Source organism: Neobacillus sp. PS3-12 (assembly GCF_030915385.1).
Taxonomy (GTDB): Bacteria; Bacillota; Bacilli; order Bacillales; family Cytobacillaceae; genus JAEVLT01.
Genome location: NZ_CP133268.1, coordinates 3,987,812 through 4,006,145 on the forward strand (window position 1 = coordinate 3,987,812; position 18,334 = coordinate 4,006,145).

Below are 18,334 nucleotides of genomic sequence, written 5' to 3' on the forward strand. Positions count from 1 at the left end.
GTTTTTCAAAAGAAAGACAATGGAGGTTAAAGTATGTTTGATTATGGTCAATTACACAAGATTCCAACTGTTATTATGAGAGGGGGGACAAGTAAGGGACTCATCCTAAGAAGATCCGACCTCCCTGCAGATGAAGTATTAAGGGATGGGGTCATCTTAAGGATTTATGGCAGTCCTGACAACAGCCAAATTGATGGTTTGGGTGGCGGAACCTCAACAACTAGTAAATTAGCAATTGTTGGTCCATCCTCCCATCCTGATGCAAATATTGATTATACTTTTGGTCAGGTGAGCCTGGATCGCCAAGTGGTTGACTATAATGTTACCTGTGGAAATTTTGTGACTGCAGTAGGCTTGTATGCTATCGAAGAAGGTTATGTTCCATTAACTGAACCCATTACTTCCGTTAAAATATACAACACAAATACAAAAAAACTCATTGTTGCAGAAATACCTGTAAAAAATGGCCAAATTCAATATGAGGGGGGATTTTCTATTGCCGGCGTTCCTGGTTTATCGTCCAGAATCATGCTTAACTTTTTAGATGCGGGAGGAACCTTTACAGGAAAAACACTCCCTACCAATAGCCCAACAGATATCATCAAGTTAGACAATGGCAAGGAATATGAGGTAAGTATTGTTGATTGTGTTAATACACTTGTGTTCGTGCGGGCAGAAGATGTTGGACAAACAGGAGCCGAGCTTCCCAATGAAGTAAACGGAAATACTGAATTACTTAATACCCTAGAGCAAATTCGTGTTAAAGTCGGGATTAAGATCGGCCTCATTCAAGAAGGTGAAAATGTCACTCCTTCAACCCATGCATTGCCGAAAATCGCCATGGTTTCGAAGCCAAAAGAGTATACAACAGTCAATCAACAGCTTGTAAAACAAGAAGATGTCGATGTTCTTTCGCGCTATATTACGATGGGATCTCTTCATAGGGCACATGCTGTGAGCGGAGCGATGGCTCTTGCGGCAGCAGCCAAAATTAATGGAACGATCCCAAATCATATTGTTTCAAATACCCACGCTGGTATTAATGTGGGACATCCATCGGGAACGTTATATGCTGATGCAACCGTAGAGAAAATCGGAGAAGAGTGGTTGGTGGCACAGGCAGGAAATGGCCGGACTGCAAGGAGATTAATGGAAGGCTACGCATATGTACCTGCCTCCATTTTCGTTGGCAAAAAGGACACGATGATGGCTTGAGCAGTTTTCATATTTCTAGTTCTCGATTTATTGGATTTAAGAAAAGGAGTATTACTTCTTTTCTTTTTTTGACAAGTAAAATTCGTAATCTCTATTTCTCTTGTAATTGCTTAACCAATTAGTTAGCTAAAAGGTTAATTTGAAAGGAGTTTTAAAATATGGAGACTGATGTTTTAGTAGTCGGCGGAGGGAACGCTGCTCTCTCTGCTGCACTGTCAGCCCGCGACCAAGGGGCAAAGGTGCTGGTCATTGAACGGGCTCCTAAATTTTATCGAGGCGGAAATAGCCGACTAACCCGGGATTATAGGGTGATGAATACACGTGAGAACAAGTATATGACAGGCACGTATCCTGAGGAAGAATTCATGGAGGATTTAAGGCGTGTTGCAGGAGGGGAAATAAATGAATCCATTGCAAGATTAGTTGTGCGTAAATCCGAAGAACTTCCGGACTGGCTTAACAAGCAGGGGATTCAATGGCAGCCCGCACTGTCTGGAACCCTTCATTTAGGAAGAACGAATATCTTTCAACTTGGCGGCGGCAAGGCGGTGATGAATTCCTACTATCAAACGGCTAAGGAAAAAGGGGTAGAAGTCTGGTACGATTCAATGCTTGAAGATATAGAAATGAATGGTACTGAGTTCAAGGCTGCAAAAGTTCGCAGGAACAACAGAATCGAGACCATCAATGCAAAAGCTATCATATTTGCTTCAGGTGGTTTTGAAGCAAATATAGAATGGCACAAACGTTACTGGGGAGAGGCTGCTGAGAATTTTATCATTCGTGGTACCCCATATAATCAAGGGAATGTTCTTGAAATGCTTCTTAATAAAGGGGCTGCCCAGGTCGGAGAACCAGATGCGTTTCACGCAGTCGCAGTTGATGGCAGGGCTCCAAAGTTTGACGGAGGAATTGTTACCCGTCTTGACAGTGTTCCATTTGGGATTGTCGTAAATAAAAAGGGTGAGCGGTTCTATGACGAGGGAGAAGATTTCTGGCCAAAACGATATGCTATTTGGGGTGGACTCATTGCCCGGCAGCCCGATCAAGTTGCATACTCAATTATTGACAGTAAGGCACTTGGAAAATTCATGCCTTCGGTTTTCAAACCAATTTCTGCAGGGTCAATCGAGGAATTGGCTGAAAAACTTGGTCTTAATCCTAAAGTGGTGGCTAAGACCGTTAATGACTTTAACAAGGCCGTTCGCCCAGGAACATTTAATCCAGCTGAATTAGACAACTGTAAAACAGAAGGATTAGGACCTGTGAAAAGTCATTGGGCGGTACGGATTGATGAGCCTCCATTTTATGCATATCCACTGAGGACTGGCATTACATTTACCTACCTCGCAGTCGAAGTTAACGAACAGGCAAGGATCAAGTGGAAGGATGGACGCCTATGTGGCAATATGTTTGCAGCAGGAGAAATGGCAGCAGGTAATGTACTGCGCCGTGGATATTTGGCTGGTTTTGGTCTCACTATGGGTGCAGTTTTAGGAAGAATTGCAGGGGAGGAAGCAGCAAATGCAATCAAAAGAGTTACTAGATGATGGAAAACGTCAAATGAAATTGTGCAACGCCTGCCGTTACTGTGAAGGATACTGTGCCGTATGGCAATCGATTGAGTGGCGATTAGATTTTACTGATAATGACATGACTTATTTAGCCAATCTGTGCCATGATTGCAGGGACTGCTATTATGCATGTCCATTTACCACACCGCACGAGTTTGGCATTAATCCGCCAAAATTGTTTGCTCAATTGCGTGAAGAAACGTATCAAAAGTATGCAAGTCCGAGATTATTCGCTAAGGCACTTGGAGAAAAGCCTAGCGGCTTCTGGATCACATTTTTCTTTGGAATCATTTTAATGTTAGCGTTAATTTTGGGAACCACGGGAGCTTCTGGACTTTTGAAAGCACATGTAGGAACCGGGTCATTTTATGAGTCTCTTTCTGAGGTTGTAATGATTGTTGTTTTCTTGGCATTAGGAATTTGGATGGTGGGCGGCTGGATTGTCGGAATGAGCAGATTCTGGCAAGATATTAAGTCACCAAAATCAGAGAAGGTTATCGGTAAAGATTTTGTTACTGGTACAAAATATGCGTTAAGTCTGCGTTACCTTGGCGGAGAAGGATCCGGTTGCACTTATCCAACAGACGAGCCTTCTACTACTCGCCGTAAATTTCACCATTTTGTATCTTATGGATTCATGCTTGATTTAGCTTCAACAGCATTAGGAGCATTCTATGCACACGTATTACACATTCCAGCTCCATATCCTGTGTATCATCCAGTTGTAATTCTAGGGATCCTGGGCGGACTTGGAATCATAATTGGGGTTGTTGGACTTTTAGTTCTTAAAACAAAAAGTGACCCTGAAGTCCATGATGAAGGTGCCAAAAAGTCAGGAACTTCTTTTGCAGTTGTATTATTAACAGTTGCCGTGACAGGGATGATCTTATTACTAGCTCGTGAAACTGCGGCAATGGGTATTTTTTTGGCAATCCACCTAGGAAGTGTGGCGGCTCTATTCTTCACAGCTCCATATACCAAGTTTGCCCACTTCGTTTATCGTTATTTAGCTCTTATCCGTTATGCACAAGAAAAAAGAATAGCAATGGGGGCAATTGAAAAAGTGAAAACACAAAAACAACCTATTGAGCAAGTGCAACATTTATGAGAAGCAATGATAACAAGTTTAAGATATTAAGATGATGTATAAATAATAAAAAAGAACAACGACATTTTCGCTGTTCTTTTTTAAATAAATAGTTACAAATAAATTAAAGTATTTTGCTCTTTCCGTCTAACTCTATGCAGCTTTTTCATTTTCAATATCGTTTTCTTTTTTCATAGGTTTCAAGAATCCAACAATAAGTGCAGTGACAATGGAACCAATCAAAATTGCCAAAGCATAAAGGAATGGATTGCCGATGACGATTGGTATGACAAAGACTCCACCGTGCGAGGCAGGTAAGCCAATTTTAAATAACATGGTTTAGGCACCTGCGAATGGAATTGCACCCTCAGTTATAACCCCATGATATAGCTTGTTTTGCCTGCTTCCCGTTCTTGGACTGTAAATTTGTTACGGAATAATGTAGTCGAAAGGGCAAGACCTAATGGTGCAACCATCCCACCCGCCATTATTGCAGCATGGGGTGCAAATTTTCCTGCATTAATCATCGCTATCCCAAATGTGAGTGCAGCTTTATTAACAGGGCCACCCATATCAATTGACATCATCCCACCAAGAATTAATCCTAATAGCAATAGATTTGTTGTCCCTAATCCTTATCCTTTTAACCAACCTGTTAATCCATCATTAAGAGCCTTTACAGGATTAATAATGATATACATCATGATAAGGCTTGTCAGTAATACACCAAGTAAAGGGTATAATAAAACTGGCTTAATTCCATCTAAGGATTGCGGTAGGCGACTAAGTACTTTCTTTAAACTAACGACAAATTTACTCAACAAACCCTAGAAAAATGTCGAGTTTTATCGAAAAGAAATTCTTTACTGAATCCGTTTTCAATGTATAGAATCGGATTTACCTACTAAATATTATGAAAATTTATTCTTTTTAGGTAATTATTGAATTTCGGAAAGATTCAATTATTAGTAGGGAAAAAGTAAAAAAATGAGAAAACTTCCTTAAGACACACTAATGTAATTTTTGTGGAGGCAGTCAAAATGGTGAAATTATTTACCACTCAATAAAAATTACTTTTTAGTGAAAACAATTTATAAAACTAACTAACAGAAAGGGGAATCATACAAATGGATAATTGTATTTATTGTGGAAATGAATTATCAAAAATGGAGAGAAACAGAAGCGAATGTTGGGATTGCAGAGATAAGACAATCGAATCATATGAGGAAGACAATGTAACCGAATAGTTTAAACCAACTGTAATCCTAGTTGGCAACCTATTTATCGTAAAATATAATAAATACATTTAGTATTTCCAAAGATATGGAAAGGCACCAAGGTCAGTAAATAGATTTGGTTGTAATAAAGGGATGAAGATGGAAAAATTTTTTTATAAAACGATGGGACGTTTTTTGTCCTTTAAGGATAAAAAATGTCCCGATAAACGAGGATTCATTCTGTTTTTTCCATTCATACCCCAAAAGACTCCAATATGATGGTTATTACACCGAAAATTAAAGGGTAAAAAGGATCTCTTTTTACGCAATTGTTTTTTTGAATTGAACTGAAATAGTTAATTATTCAAATTTTTAAATAAATTTATTCCAAAATTCAAGGGGGATTTATTATGACGACAAACGTATTATCCTTAACAGCTTATCCTTTTTATATAAATGGGGAATGGAGAGTAAGTAAGTCTGGTGAAACAATTAAAATCACTTCGCCATATCTTTATGAAGTGATTGGAGAAGTACAAGCCATAACAACGGAAGAGGTTGATGAGGCAATTTATCATGCCCATAATGCACAAAAAAGTTGGGCAGAAGCTTCACTTCAGGAACGGGCGAAGTTTTTGTATCAATGGGCAGATGAATTAGAAAACATGCAGGATGAAATTGCTGAAATTATTATGAAAGAAGTAGGAAAAAGCTACAAGGATGCAAAGAGTGAAGTCGTTCGTACAGCAACTTTTATTCGATACACGGTAGAAGAAGCATTGCATATGAATGGTGAAAGTTTGAAAGGAGACAGCTTTCCAGGCGGTTCAAAGTCAAAGATTGCGATTGTTGATCGTGTTCCGCTAGGTGTAGTCCTGGCCATCCCTCCGTTTAACTATCCTGTTAATTTAGCTGCAGCTAAACTGGCACCGGCTCTTATTTCAGGAAATGCAGTCATCTTTAAACCTGCCACACAAGGAGCAATTAGTGGTATTAAAATGATTGAGGCTCTTCATAAGACAAATCTTCCAAAAGGACTGGTTAATATCGTAACAGGCCGTGGTTCCGTTATTGGTGATTACTTGGTTGAGCATGAAGGAATTAATATGATTTCCTTTACTGGCGGTACAAATACTGGAACTCGCTTAGCGAAAAAAGCAGCCATGATCCCACTGGTCCTGGAGCTTGGCGGGAAAGACCCCGGGATAGTACGTGAAGATGCTGACTTAAACGAAGCGGCCAAACATATTATCAGCGGTGCATTTTCCTATTCCGGTCAGCGCTGCACAGCGATTAAACGTGTATTAGTTCATAACAGCGTGGCAGACGAGCTTGCTTCTATTTTAAAAGAGGAAATTGATAAATTGGCGGTCGGCTCTCCGGAAGAGGGAAGCACGGTCGTTCCGTTAATTGATGAACAATCTGCTGACTTTGTACAAGGGTTAATTGAGGATGCCATCGATAAGGGGGCAACCCTTTTAACAGGAAATAAGCGTGAACGTAATTTAATTTATCCTACTCTTCTCGATCATGTGACAGAAGATATGCGCGTAGCCTGGGAAGAACCATTCGGGCCAGTTCTGCCAATTATCCGTGTATCATCTGATGAAGAAGCGATCAATATTGCGAATGAATCTGAATTTGGCTTACAGGCAAGCGTCTTTACGAAAGACATTAACAAAGCATTTGCGATTGCGAATAAAATGGAAACAGGCTCTGTTCAAATTAATGGCCGTACGGAACGCGGTCCTGATCATTTCCCATTTATTGGAGTAAAGGGATCCGGTATGGGAGCACAAGGAATCCGTAAGAGCATTGAATCAATGACACGTGAAAAAGTCACTGTATTAAATCTTGCTGAGTAATCTAAATTTGTAAAATTGTAACTTGAATTCCTAATAAGGGGGCCTTGTTGGCCCTTCTTTGTTTTTTCTTTTGAAGCTTTAAAAGATATTAGCATTGCATTGGGTGCCAGCAATTCTAGACGTCATTTCCGATAGTAGAACAATCATTATTTTTTTCGATAAAAGCAATAACGGTATATCTTCAGTTACAATTGATAATCTGAATGCCTAAGTATTTTTTATATATAAGAAGGAATATTTAGAAATTTGAAAAATGAATTTAGCTTTGCTAAAATAAAAAAGTATTGAAATGATTTTTTCTGCACAGGCGGGACATTATTTGTCACTTAAGGACAAATAATGTCCCTTGATAATTTTTGCGAAATGAACAGAATATCAATTCTCTTTATAAAAATTACTAGTCATCAATAGATTGAGAAGGAAGCATAGCTGGAAATAAAGATAAAACTTGATCATTTTATAGTTCAGACGACAGGATTTGAATACCAAACCAATAATGTCTTAATTGAAACTCATTAATTTTTCAGAAATCAGGAGAATGGAGGCTATATGAAATTTCGAACAAAGCTTTATGGCGGCTTAGGACTTATATTACTTTTTAACATTATCTTTCTAATAATTTTAATTAAAATGATCGATCAGCAGACAGTTAGTATGAATTCAGTAGTTTCAGATTTAGACCAGAGGAAGTTGATGGCCTCCACGGTTCAGTCTGAAATCAATAACATGGGAAGGGAGCTTAGTGATATTGCATCGACTCCACCTGCTCATGTACTTCCACAAGTGGTGAACGAATGGGAACAATCAAGATTAAATATCAAGGCCTCTCTTGAAACTCTTGAAAAGATGGATTCTCGAAAAGAAACACAGAACCTTATTTCCAAATTTGATACGATTTACAAAACATATGAAGACGTCGGTGAACAAATCATTATTTTGCAAAAAACGGATAAAAACTCTAATGATTACGAAAAGTTGATTTGGGGAGATGTAAAGCGAGATAGGGTAAGGCTGCAACAGATTACTGATTTGTTATATTCCTTACAGGAACAAGAAATGAAGGATCAGCTTTTAAGAACAAAACAAACTTATAATCTTGCGCTAGATATGATTTATATCGTCGTTGTCATTGGTTGTCTATTCGGTCTCGTTATTGCTATTTTGATCATTAGAAGCTTAACAAAAAATTTACAGCGGGTTACTTCTGTTATGAGTAATGTTGCGCTTTATCAGGGAACACAGTTTCCGCGGATTAAGGTGGCTACTAAAGATGAGATTGGAGCAATCTCTATTGCCTATAATCAAATGGCTCAAGCATTGGAAGAAAAAGTGGAACATGAAAAAACTTTAGTCGAAAAAGCAGAGGAGCATAGCTGGCTTAAATCAAAAGTGGCTCAGATTACTTCTATCTATACTTCTGTTGAAGACTTTAAGACATTATCCCGTCTATTTATCCAAAATATTACACCGATGGTAGAAGCACATTATGGGGTTTTTTATATAAACGAAAGAATGAACGGTGAAGAACTGCTGAAAAGTATGGCTTCTTATGCTTATAATCACGACCTGGTTCTATCAAGAAGTTTCCGTCTTGGTGAGGGACTTGTTGGTCAATGTGCTGCTGAAAAGAAGCCAATTATGATTTCAGATATTCCTGATAATTATGTAAAAATTAATTCTGGAATCGGTGAAGCAGCCCCAAGGAATATACTAATTCTCCCTGCAGAACTTGAAGGGGAGGTTTTGGCAGTTCTTGAGGTAGCTTCCTTTAAACCATTTAACGAAGTTCAACAAGCTCTACTCAATGAAGTAATGGCCCATATCGGCATTACCATTAACAGTATCGGAAACCGAATGCAGGTTAAAAAATTATTACAAGAATCACAGGCCTTAACAGAAGAGTTGCAAAGCCAATCGGAAGAGCTTCAACAGCAGCAAGAGGAATTAAGAGTGATTAACGAAGAGCTCGAAAAACAATATAAAAATTCTGAGATGAAGAAAGAGGAATTGGAGAAAATTAGTGCGGCCCTTGAAGAGAAAGCACAAGAACTAGCTCTTACTTCCCAATATAAATCCGAATTTCTTGCTAATATGTCACACGAGCTTCGTACTCCTCTGAACAGTTTATTAATACTTGCTCAAATGCTAATGGAAAAAAAGAATGAAAACTTAACAGAAAAACAGTTACAGTATATCCAAACTATTCATTCATCAGGAAATGATTTACTTCATTTGATTAATGAAATTTTGGACTTGGCAAAGGTTGAGGCTGGAAAAATTGAAATTATTCTTGGAGAAGTTCCACTGGAAAGAATCATTACATTTGTAGACCGGAATTTTTCTCCTTTAGCTCGTCAGAAAAATTTAGAGTTTACTATTTTTGCAGATGGGGATTTACCGGATTCCATTTACACTGATGAACACTATCTTAATCAAATTTTAAGTAATCTTATTTCTAATGCCTATAAATTCACTGAAAATGGATGTATCTCGTTCATTATTGGTCTGAACAAGTCATTTTCAGATAATAAACAGATAATTAGTTTTACGGTAGCGGATACAGGAATTGGCATTTCAAAAGATAAGCAGGAATTAATCTTTCATGCTTTTGTACAAGCTGATGGTACGACCAGCCGAAAATATGGAGGGACAGGTTTAGGATTATCAATTAGCCGCGAATTTGCTCACTTGCTGGGAGGCTTTATTGATTTAAATAGTGAAGAGGGTGCTGGTAGTTCCTTCACTCTTAATCTGCCGATCCATGAACTGAAAGAAAGTCGAAAGAACGATTCTGTATTATTAGAAACGGCCACTGCACTTTTTGAAGAGGAAGGGTCTTTAATCGGCTGGGAAGAGCTTCATTCAGAGCAAAACTTAAATGACGGAGAACTCGATCGCGAATACTCATTAATTAATGGGAAGAAAATTCTTATCGTGGATGACGATATGCGAAATATTTATGCCTTATCCTCTGCCCTGGAGGAATATGAAATAGAAGTTTTGTTCGCAGAAAGCGGTATAGAAGGTATAGAGGTTTTACAAGAAAATCCCGACATTGACCTCATTTTGATGGATATTATGATGCCAGAAATGGATGGATTTGAGGCAATGCGTAAAATTCGAAAAAAACCGCAGTTTCAAGGTTTACCGATTATTGCAATAACAGCCAAGGCGATGAAACATAATCGTGAAGAATGTATTGAGGCCGGCGCATCCGATTACATTAGCAAACCGATTGATTTAGATCAGCTATTCTCACTAATACAGGTTTGGCTGTATAGATAGGGAGGCGAAGATCATAACAAATCATATCGATAAGAAATATTACGATCATCAGCTGCAGAAAATTGAAATTGACTTATTACTTGAAGCCATTTATCGCCAGTATGGATATGATTTTCGCAACTATGCCGCTCCATTTATCCAAAGGAGAATTTTTAATCGGATGGCTGCGGAAAATGTAGAGACTGTATCGGGATTACAGGAACAAGTTTTACACGAACCTCGCGTGATGGAGAGATTATTTAATGATTTTTCTATAAATGTAACTGAGATGTTTCGGGACCCCGCCTTTTTTAGGATTTTGCGAAAAAAGGTAATCCCAGCTCTAAGAGAATATCCGGTGATCAGGATCTGGCATGTTGGCTGTGGTTCAGGAGAAGAAGTTTATTCGATGGCTATTTTGTTGCATGAAGAAGGATTATATGAAAAATCAAAAATTTATGCTACCGATATCAATCAAATCAATTTAGAGAAAGCGAAACAAGGTTCTTTTCCCTTGGAAAAAATGAAACTTTACACAACAAACTACATTCAATCTGGGGGAGAAAAAGCTTTTTCGGAGTATTATACGGTAAAAAACGAAGTAGCGGCGTTTCATTCCTTCCTAAAAAAGAATATTGTCTTTTTTCAACACAATTTGGTTACAGATCAATCATTTAACGAGTTTCATATTATTATTTGCCGAAATGTTATGATTTACTTTAATAAAAAATTGCAAAATTATGTTCATCATTTATTATACGAAAGCCTATTTCATTCAGGTTATATAGGGCTTGGAAATAGAGAGGAGGTACGTTTTACCGATTATGCAGAATACTATGAGGTACTCAATTCAGGAGAAAAACTTTACCGAAAAACCAAATAAAGCAGAATCAGAAATAATTAATATTTTAATGGTGGATGATCTCAAGGAAAATTTAGTAGCATTGGAAGCCGTACTCTCATCATCCGGCTATCGTTTGGTTACTGCGAGGTCCGGTGAAGAAGCGTTAAAATGTATTCTAAAACAAGATTTCGCTGTCATTTTGCTGGATGTTCAAATGCCTGGACTAAATGGCTTTGAAACGGCCAAGCTTATTAAAGCCAGAAAAAGGTCGAAAAATATCCCAATTATATTTATAACCGCCATCAGTCAAGATATGGAACATGTCCTCCATGGATATTCAGTCGGTGCAATTGATTATATTTTCAAACCGTTTAATCCTGAGACATTAAAAAGAAAAGTAGAACAATTTGTTGCAATTCATCAAAGTCACACGGTAAGTTTGAAGCAATTCGAATGGAAAAAGTCAATCGAGCTTGAAGAAATAAATTTAAAATTGAATCGTACAACCGTTGATTTATATAAAACGGAAACCTTATCAAAAGTGATTGGTGAAACATTGCTGGATACGATCGTTACCTTTGATGAATCTGGTGCCATTTTATCGGCAAATCCAATCGTTCGAAAAATGTTTGACTATTACGATGTGGAGTTAATAGGGAAACATTTAGCCACCATTCTTCCTGTGGTTAAGCAAGATGGTGAAAGGATGGGTCCCTTATCCATTCAATCAATTACCAAGTCTTCAATAGGAAAAATATTGGAGGGTGTAGCTTTACGGAAAGATAAAAACCGTTTTCCTGTAGATATTCAAATTGGAGAAGCAAGAATCGAAAATAGTCTTCTTTTTGTTTGTACCATTCGTGATGTTACGGAACGGAAAGAAATGGAGAAAATTAAAAACCAACAATTCAATCTCCTTAAAAAGGTAGTTGAAGAGCGAACCTTAGATTTGTTGTCTACAAATGAGAAGCTTAAAGAAGAAATTCAGGAGCGAAAAAAAGTAGCGGAGGATCTATTCGTTTCACATGAACGATTTAAAAGGATTTTTGAAGCAAGTCCTTGCTTAATGGCTATTCGTTCCATAAAGGATGGAAGATTTATCGATGTTAACAAGGCTTGGTTACATTTTACAGGTTACGAATTCGAAAAAGTAAAGAATCAAGTTTTTGACTGGCCTTTTTTTAAGTGTATGGATGGGAATAAAGTTGATTTAGCTGATCCCCTATTGAAAGAACCGTTAATCAATTTAAAGGTGACTTTCCAGTCAAAAAACGGGGAAGTATGTTGCGGATTGTTATCGACAGAAATTATTGAAGTTGAAAACAAGCCATGCGTTCTCATAGTGGTAAATGATATTACTGAAACAGAACGGTTGGAAAAAGAAGTGTTACGCTTAGATAGGTTAAATTTAATTGGCGAGATGGCTGCCGGGATTGCACACGAAATCCGAAATCCGATGACAACGGTCCATGGATTTTTACAATTAGGAAAAGTTGACAATTCACATCTAACTCCGAAATACATTGATCTTATGCTTGATGAATTAAACAGAGCCAATAGCATCATTAAAGAATTTTTAACTCTGGCCAAAAACAAAGCAAGTGATAAAACAAATCAGTCTTTAAATAGAATTATCGAAACCATTTTGCCTCTAATTAACGCTGAAGCTAATCTTGCAGGGAAAAGTGTTCAGCATCAATTGAAGCAATGTCCTGAACTGTCTTTAGATGAAAAAGAGATTCGGCAGCTTTTCTTAAATCTTGCATTAAATGGACTTGAAGCCATGAAACATGGCGGCACATTGACAGTAAGAACTTACAGTGAAGAAGAGAGAGTTGTTTTAGAGGTGAAGGATAGTGGAGAAGGAATAAAACCTAACATTCTCGACAAAATTGGAACACCTTTTTTTACGACAAAAGAGCATGGGACCGGATTGGGACTGGCAGTTTGTTATAGTATTGCTGATCGGCATAATGCAAAAATCAAAATTCGGACAGGGAATGAAGGAACCTGTTTTTCAATTTACTTTAATCGATATTCAGATGAAAAGCAGTGTTTGAATGGTGATAAACAGTGAAAAGAAGATGGTTGATCTTAATTATTTTTGGATTCTTAGTCTGTAGTGTTTTGGGCTTTTTTTACAAAGTTTATGCATCAGAAAAGCCGACAGTTGCTGTCGTTTTGAAAAATACAAAGTCAGAGTATTGGGCTATCATGGTCTCGGGGATTGAAAAGGGATTAGAAAACTTTGGTATGAAGGGGGAAATTTTTTCCTCTGACCACAACAATGAAAATCAGCTCTCTATTTTGGAAAAGGTACTAAAGGAAAAACCGAACGCACTCATTTTCTCTCCGGAAAATCCTTCAGCCTCTATTCCGATATTAAAGGAATTTCAAAAGGAACATATTCCAGTGCTGCTTGTTGATACTGGAGTCAATTGGTCCGGTCAAACTTCATTTATTGGAACCGATAACGTTTCATTAGGTGAAAAAGCAGGAGAATTATTGTCCTCAATGATGCAGCCCGATGACAAAGTAGCACTTATTGGCAAAATTTCAAGAAATACAGTATATACAGATCGGATTCACGGAGCGGAAACAGCTTTACGTGCAGTTGGAATTAACACGGTCGAAGGCAATATACTGGTTGATGATGCTAATGCCAAAGTTATTCCAGTCATCGCCATATTACTGAGGAATAATCCAGATATCAAAGGTGTTTTTGCACCTAGTGACGAGATGGCTCTAGAAGTATTAAAGTATTTACATCAAAATGGGGTAAACATCCCAGTTGTAGGGGCAGACGGAATTATCGATATGCTGAAATATATCGATAATGGGACGTTGAAAGGCACGGTCGCCCAGAACCCATATGATATGGGCTATATTTGTGTGGAAAATGCCTTAAAGGCTGTAAAAGGACAAAGAGTAGAAAAAAAGATTAACAGTGACGTCGACATTATTACAGGGGAAAATGCTAAAAGCAAAATAGACTTCTTAGAAGGAATATTAAAAAAATAAACTGTTAAGGTTGGATGACATATCATATTACTACCTAGGGATGGGAGTTCCCTTCGGAATTAACGCTATAGAGTGATGGAAGAAAACTGTTTCCTTAAATTAGAGAAAAAGTAGAGGCTAGGATCAAAATCCTGCCTCTTTTTAATCTATTCAAAAATGCTAGTTAGAAATTCTAAAAATCGTTCACAATCTTTCAAAATATGAATGTTTTTGAAAGAAAATGATTGATTTTTGTAAACGATTTCATTATAATCAAAACAAGATAGAAAATTCAAGGTGGTGATGAATTGTTAACGCCAGAACGTCATCAAATCATTCTTCAATTATTGAAAGACCAAAATACCGTTAAGATTCAAGAAATTATGGAATTAACGAACTCATCGGAATCAACAATTCGACGGGACCTATCTCTGTTAGAGGAGCAAAAATTTTTAAAACGGATTCACGGCGGTGCACAAAGATTACAGGGGAAGCTGCAAGAACCAAGCATGATTGAGAAATCTTCCAAAAACCTTCAGGAAAAACGTTTAATTGCTAAATATGCTGCAGGATTAGTGGAAGAAGGGGATTGCATTTACCTAGATGCAGGCTCAACGATTTTTGAAATGATTGAGTTTCTGACTGCAAAAGACATCGTGGTTGTAACGAACGGTCTAATGCATGCTGCACCATTATTAAATAAAGGGATTGCTACTTATTTAATTGGCGGATTTGTAAAAGCGAAAACGAATGCCTTTGTTGGGCGGGGTTCATTAACAAGTCTTGATCTATATCGCTTTGATAAATGCTTTTTAGGAGTGAATGGAATTCACCAAGAATTTGGCTTTACCACTCCTGACCAGGAAGAAGCAATGGTAAAGCAAAAGGCGATTTCCTTATCGAGAGAGAGTTATGTTTTGGCAGACAGTACCAAGTTTTCGGAAATCTCATTTGCGAAAATTGTGGATATCCATCAGGCAGCTATTATAACCAATGAATTAGATGATGATAGTGTGCAAATTTATAAAGATAGAACAAATATAATGGTAGTGACAATGTGATTAACACGGTAACTTTGAACCCTTCGGTCGATTAAATGAAGAAGCATTTTCAATTGGTCTATGTACAACAGAAATGGTAAATAAACTCCTTCTGCAGGTCCAAATAAACGAAATATAAATAAGGGAGAGAAATGAATGAAAATTACTGAATTGCTATCAAAAGACACGATTCTCCTTCATATGGATGGTAGTCAAAAAGAAGAAGCCATCAACCAGCTTGTTGATGTCCTTTACAAGGCTGAAAAAATATCTGATTGCGGTGCATTTAAAGCAGAAATTGTAAAGCGTGAACAACTTAGCACGACCGGCATTGGTGATGGAATTGCGATCCCGCATGCGAAAACAAAAGCGGTAAAGAAAGCTGCCATTGCTTTTGGTAAATCCGTATCTGGTATAAATTATGAAGCATTAGATAATAAACCTTCACATTTATTTTTCATGATCGCTGCGCCTGAAGGAGCAAATAATACTCATTTAGATGCATTGGCACGCCTTTCCAGGAATGCTGATGAAAGCAGAGGTTCGTTATCAGCTTTTAACAGCAACAACAGCTGAAGAAATCATAGAAATTATTAATCAATATGATAAAGAAGAAGTACAAGAAACAACATCTGTTGGCAAGAAAAATTTCATTGTTGCAGTAACAGGCTGTCCAACGGGAATTGCTCACACTTATATGGCAGCGGATTCATTAAAGGCTAAAGCTGCTGAAATGGGTGTAGATATTAAGGTAGAAACAAATGGTTCAGGAGGGGCTAAAAACGTCCTGACGAAAAATGAAATTGAAAACGCTGTAGCTGTTATTATTGCTGCTGACATAAATGTGGAAATGGAGCGCTTTAAAGGTAAACATGTCATTCAGGCAGCAGTTGCAGATGGTATCAGAAAGTCGGAACAATTAATTAACAGAGCAATAAAACAAGATGCCCCAATTTACAGCGGGAATGGCAGCAGCGGACAAACTAAAGAAAAAGACTCTAGAAGAGGCTTTTATAAGCACTTAATGAATGGTGTTTCCAATATGTTACCGTTTGTAGTCGGCGGAGGCATATTGATTGCCTTATGCTTTATGTTTGGGTACAAATCCTTTGATCCAAAAGATCCGTCGTATAACCCAATTGCTGCAACCTTGATGACCATTGGCGGTGGTACAGCATTTAAGCTGCTGGTTCCAGTTCTTGCTGGTTTCATCGCTCTCAGTATAGCAGACCGTCCAGGCTTTGCACCAGGTATGGTTGGCGGTATGATGGCTGCAAATGCCGGAGCAGGTTTCCTTGGTGGGCTGATTGCCGGTTTCCTTGCTGGGTATATTGTGGTAATGCTTAAAAAGTTATTTGCAAACATGCCGAAGTCTTTAGAGGGAATTAAAAGTATTTTAATTTATCCATTACTGGGAATTATGCTTACTGGCTTTATTATGAATTACGTTGTTGACAATCCAGTTGCTTGGCTAAATACGGAAATAAGCACTTTGTTAAAAGGTCTCGGATCTACAAACGCTATTTTTCTTGGTATTCTTTTAGGTTTAATGATGGCATTTGATATGGGAGGTCCAGTAAATAAAGCAGCCTATGTATTTGGTACAGGTTTGTTAGCCAGTGGTGTATACGGGCCAATGGCTGCCATCATGGCCGCAGGTATGGTACCGCCTTTAGCTCTTGCCATTGCAACAACGATCTTTAAAAATAAATTCAACCATGAAGATAGAGATGCTGGAAAAGCGTGTTATGTAATGGGGCTGTCATTTATTACCGAAGGTGCTATTCCATTTGCAGCAGCAGATCCTTTCCGGGTCATTCCGGCAAATATGATTGGTGCTGCTATTACCGGGGCACTAACAATGGCATTTGGAATTGGACTCCGAGCACCGCACGGCGGAATATTTGTTGTACCGCTAGTGCAAGGTGGTGCCCTTAAATATGCTTTAGCAATTTTAATCGGGTCTGTCATATCCGCATTGTTGATCGGATTCCTCAAAAAAACTGTAGAAGTAGAACAAAAACAGGGCACTGAACATGCAGCTTAACCATTCAAAATAAAATAAAGATAAAAGCTGGGGTCAATATTTGCACCTCAGCTTTTTTAATGTGGTTTTATGTTGTAGTTTCAAATGCATTTTTTTTCGGCCAACGATGGACTTAATATTTGAATTTTTTGTGGAAGTTCTGATTAAAGCCTTTAAACTATATCTCCATTAAAACTATAATATAAAATATTGTGAAATGTTGAGCAAATCTAAAAGGAGATCATGATATGTCGTCATACAATTGGTTGGATGCAATTAATGTAACAGAAGAAATGCTAAAACAAACTGACACCCGCTTGCCTGTGATCTGGATCAGCGCATTGGATTGTACAGGGTGCAAAGAAGCTTTTACCCGTTCATCTGAGCCATCATCCCTGGATACCATTCTTAATTTTATTTCTTTAGAGTACAGTGAACTTCTTTCAACTGCCAGCGGATACCAAGCGGAAGAGCATAAAGAAACCATCTTCGAAAAGTATAAGGGTCAATATGTTTTGGTGGTTGAGGGCGGAATCCCGGGAAGTGATGACTTTCTGATGATTGCAGGGAAATCTGTCAGAGAAGAAATTATTCATGCGGCAGCACACGCAAAGACCGTTATTGCTGTTGGAAGCTGCTCTGCCTGGGGGGAATTCCTGGGGCTGGGTTAAACCCAACCAATTCAGTGGACCTAAGAACCGTTGTTCCAGAGGGGATCCCTGTTGCCCTTGTACCAGGATGTCCGCCAATACCAGAAGTGATCATTGGGACATTGCTGCACGTTCACTTTCATGACGAATTGCCAGAACTGGATAAAAAGCTTCGCCCTAAAATGTTTTATCAAATGACTGTACATATGACCTGCCACAGAAAACCATTTTTTGATCAAAAACTGTATGCAGAGTCTTATGATGATGAAAATGCCAAAAAAGGCTACTGCTTGTTTAAATTGGGCTGCAAAGGTCCTACAGCCTTTAATTCCTGTGAAACATTGGGGATTGACCGCTGTATCGCTGCCGGATTTTGCTGTATTGCCTGTTCAGAAAAAGGCGTTTGGGATAAAGGATTTCTCCCTAAAAAGAAACCTGCAAGGGTTAAACCAGAACAGAAGCAGCCTGTGGTTGTAAGAAGATAAGCCATCTCATAGTGCTAGAGCAACTGCCAAAATCGCCGTTTGAGCAACTGGATAAGGAATACAAGAA

11 protein-coding genes and 2 pseudogenes are annotated in these 18,334 nt (G+C 38.2%); 12 read left to right on the forward strand and 1 reads right to left on the reverse strand.

Annotated elements, in window-relative coordinates:
* Positions 1–33 precede the first annotated feature (33 nt).
* The 3 genes from RCG17_RS20185 (at position 34) to tcuB (ending at position 3,897) form a co-directional block, all read left to right on the forward strand.
* Entirely contained in the window at positions 34–1,215 is a 1,182-nt protein-coding gene (locus tag RCG17_RS20185; RefSeq protein WP_308171870.1) for a 2-methylaconitate cis-trans isomerase PrpF family protein, read from the forward strand.
* A gap of 158 nt (positions 1,216–1,373) precedes the next feature.
* A complete protein-coding gene (gene tcuA / locus RCG17_RS20190; protein WP_308171871.1) occupies positions 1,374–2,765 on the forward strand; it encodes an FAD-dependent tricarballylate dehydrogenase TcuA in 1,392 nt (463 codons plus the stop codon).
* Entirely contained in the window at positions 2,740–3,897 is a 1,158-nt protein-coding gene (gene tcuB / locus RCG17_RS20195; protein WP_308171872.1) for a tricarballylate utilization 4Fe-4S protein TcuB, read from the forward strand. Before tcuA ends, tcuB begins: the two co-directional genes overlap by 26 nt.
* A 132-nt stretch (positions 3,898–4,029) precedes the next feature.
* Here the strand turns inward: tcuB and RCG17_RS20200 are convergent.
* Positions 4,030–4,700 (reverse strand): annotated as a pseudogene (locus RCG17_RS20200) (fructose-specific PTS transporter subunit EIIC); the annotation flags it as partial.
* 803 nt (positions 4,701–5,503) lie between these two features.
* Here RCG17_RS20200 and RCG17_RS20205 point away from each other — a divergent pair.
* From RCG17_RS20205 to RCG17_RS20245, 9 genes and pseudogenes are all read left to right on the forward strand, one after another.
* Positions 5,504–6,958 carry an NADP-dependent glyceraldehyde-3-phosphate dehydrogenase gene (locus tag RCG17_RS20205; protein WP_308171873.1) on the forward strand — a complete coding sequence of 485 codons (1,455 nt, stop codon included), beginning with the start codon at positions 5,504–5,506 and terminating at the stop codon, positions 6,956–6,958.
* Positions 6,959–7,507: 549 nt separating this feature from the next.
* Positions 7,508–10,243 carry a response regulator gene (locus RCG17_RS20210; protein WP_308171874.1) on the forward strand — a complete coding sequence of 912 codons (2,736 nt, stop codon included), beginning with the start codon at positions 7,508–7,510 and terminating at the stop codon, positions 10,241–10,243.
* Between the two features lie 13 nt (positions 10,244–10,256).
* A complete protein-coding gene (locus tag RCG17_RS20215) occupies positions 10,257–11,105 on the forward strand; it encodes a CheR family methyltransferase (RefSeq protein ID WP_308175896.1) in 849 nt (282 codons plus the stop codon).
* On the forward strand, positions 11,059–13,143 hold the full coding sequence (locus RCG17_RS20220) for a PAS domain S-box protein (RefSeq protein ID WP_308171875.1): 2,085 nt from the start codon (positions 11,059–11,061) through the stop codon (positions 13,141–13,143). The genes RCG17_RS20215 and RCG17_RS20220 overlap by 47 nt, the downstream gene beginning before the upstream one ends.
* A complete protein-coding gene (locus RCG17_RS20225) occupies positions 13,140–14,087 on the forward strand; it encodes a sugar ABC transporter substrate-binding protein (RefSeq protein ID WP_308171876.1) in 948 nt (315 codons plus the stop codon). The genes RCG17_RS20220 and RCG17_RS20225 overlap by 4 nt, the downstream gene beginning before the upstream one ends.
* Before the next feature lie 287 nt (positions 14,088–14,374).
* On the forward strand, positions 14,375–15,127 hold the full coding sequence (locus tag RCG17_RS20230) for a DeoR/GlpR family DNA-binding transcription regulator (RefSeq protein WP_308171877.1): 753 nt from the start codon (positions 14,375–14,377) through the stop codon (positions 15,125–15,127).
* Between the two features lie 135 nt (positions 15,128–15,262).
* Positions 15,263–17,153: pseudogene (locus RCG17_RS20235) on the forward strand (fructose-specific PTS transporter subunit EIIC).
* A gap of 227 nt (positions 17,154–17,380) precedes the next feature.
* A complete protein-coding gene (locus RCG17_RS20240) occupies positions 17,381–17,803 on the forward strand; it encodes an NADH-quinone oxidoreductase subunit B family protein (protein WP_308171878.1) in 423 nt (140 codons plus the stop codon).
* A gap of 14 nt (positions 17,804–17,817) precedes the next feature.
* Entirely contained in the window at positions 17,818–18,267 is a 450-nt protein-coding gene (locus RCG17_RS20245) for a hypothetical protein (RefSeq protein WP_308171879.1), read from the forward strand.
* Positions 18,268–18,334: the final 67 nt, after the last annotated feature.

Excerpts from the sequence above, each read along its gene's own strand:
- RCG17_RS20185 (WP_308171870.1), top strand. The coding sequence starts at position 34 with ATGTTTGATTATGGTCAATTACACAAGATTCCAACTGTTATTATGAGA.
- tcuA (WP_308171871.1), top strand. The coding sequence starts at position 1,374 with ATGGAGACTGATGTTTTAGTAGTCGGCGGAGGGAACGCTGCTCTCTCT.
- tcuB (WP_308171872.1), top strand. The coding sequence starts at position 2,740 with ATGCAATCAAAAGAGTTACTAGATGATGGAAAACGTCAAATGAAATTG.
- RCG17_RS20205 (WP_308171873.1), top strand. The coding sequence starts at position 5,504 with ATGACGACAAACGTATTATCCTTAACAGCTTATCCTTTTTATATAAAT.
- RCG17_RS20210 (WP_308171874.1), top strand. The coding sequence starts at position 7,508 with ATGAAATTTCGAACAAAGCTTTATGGCGGCTTAGGACTTATATTACTT.
- RCG17_RS20220 (WP_308171875.1), top strand. The coding sequence starts at position 11,059 with ATGAGGTACTCAATTCAGGAGAAAAACTTTACCGAAAAACCAAATAAA.
- RCG17_RS20240 (WP_308171878.1), top strand. The coding sequence starts at position 17,381 with ATGTCGTCATACAATTGGTTGGATGCAATTAATGTAACAGAAGAAATG.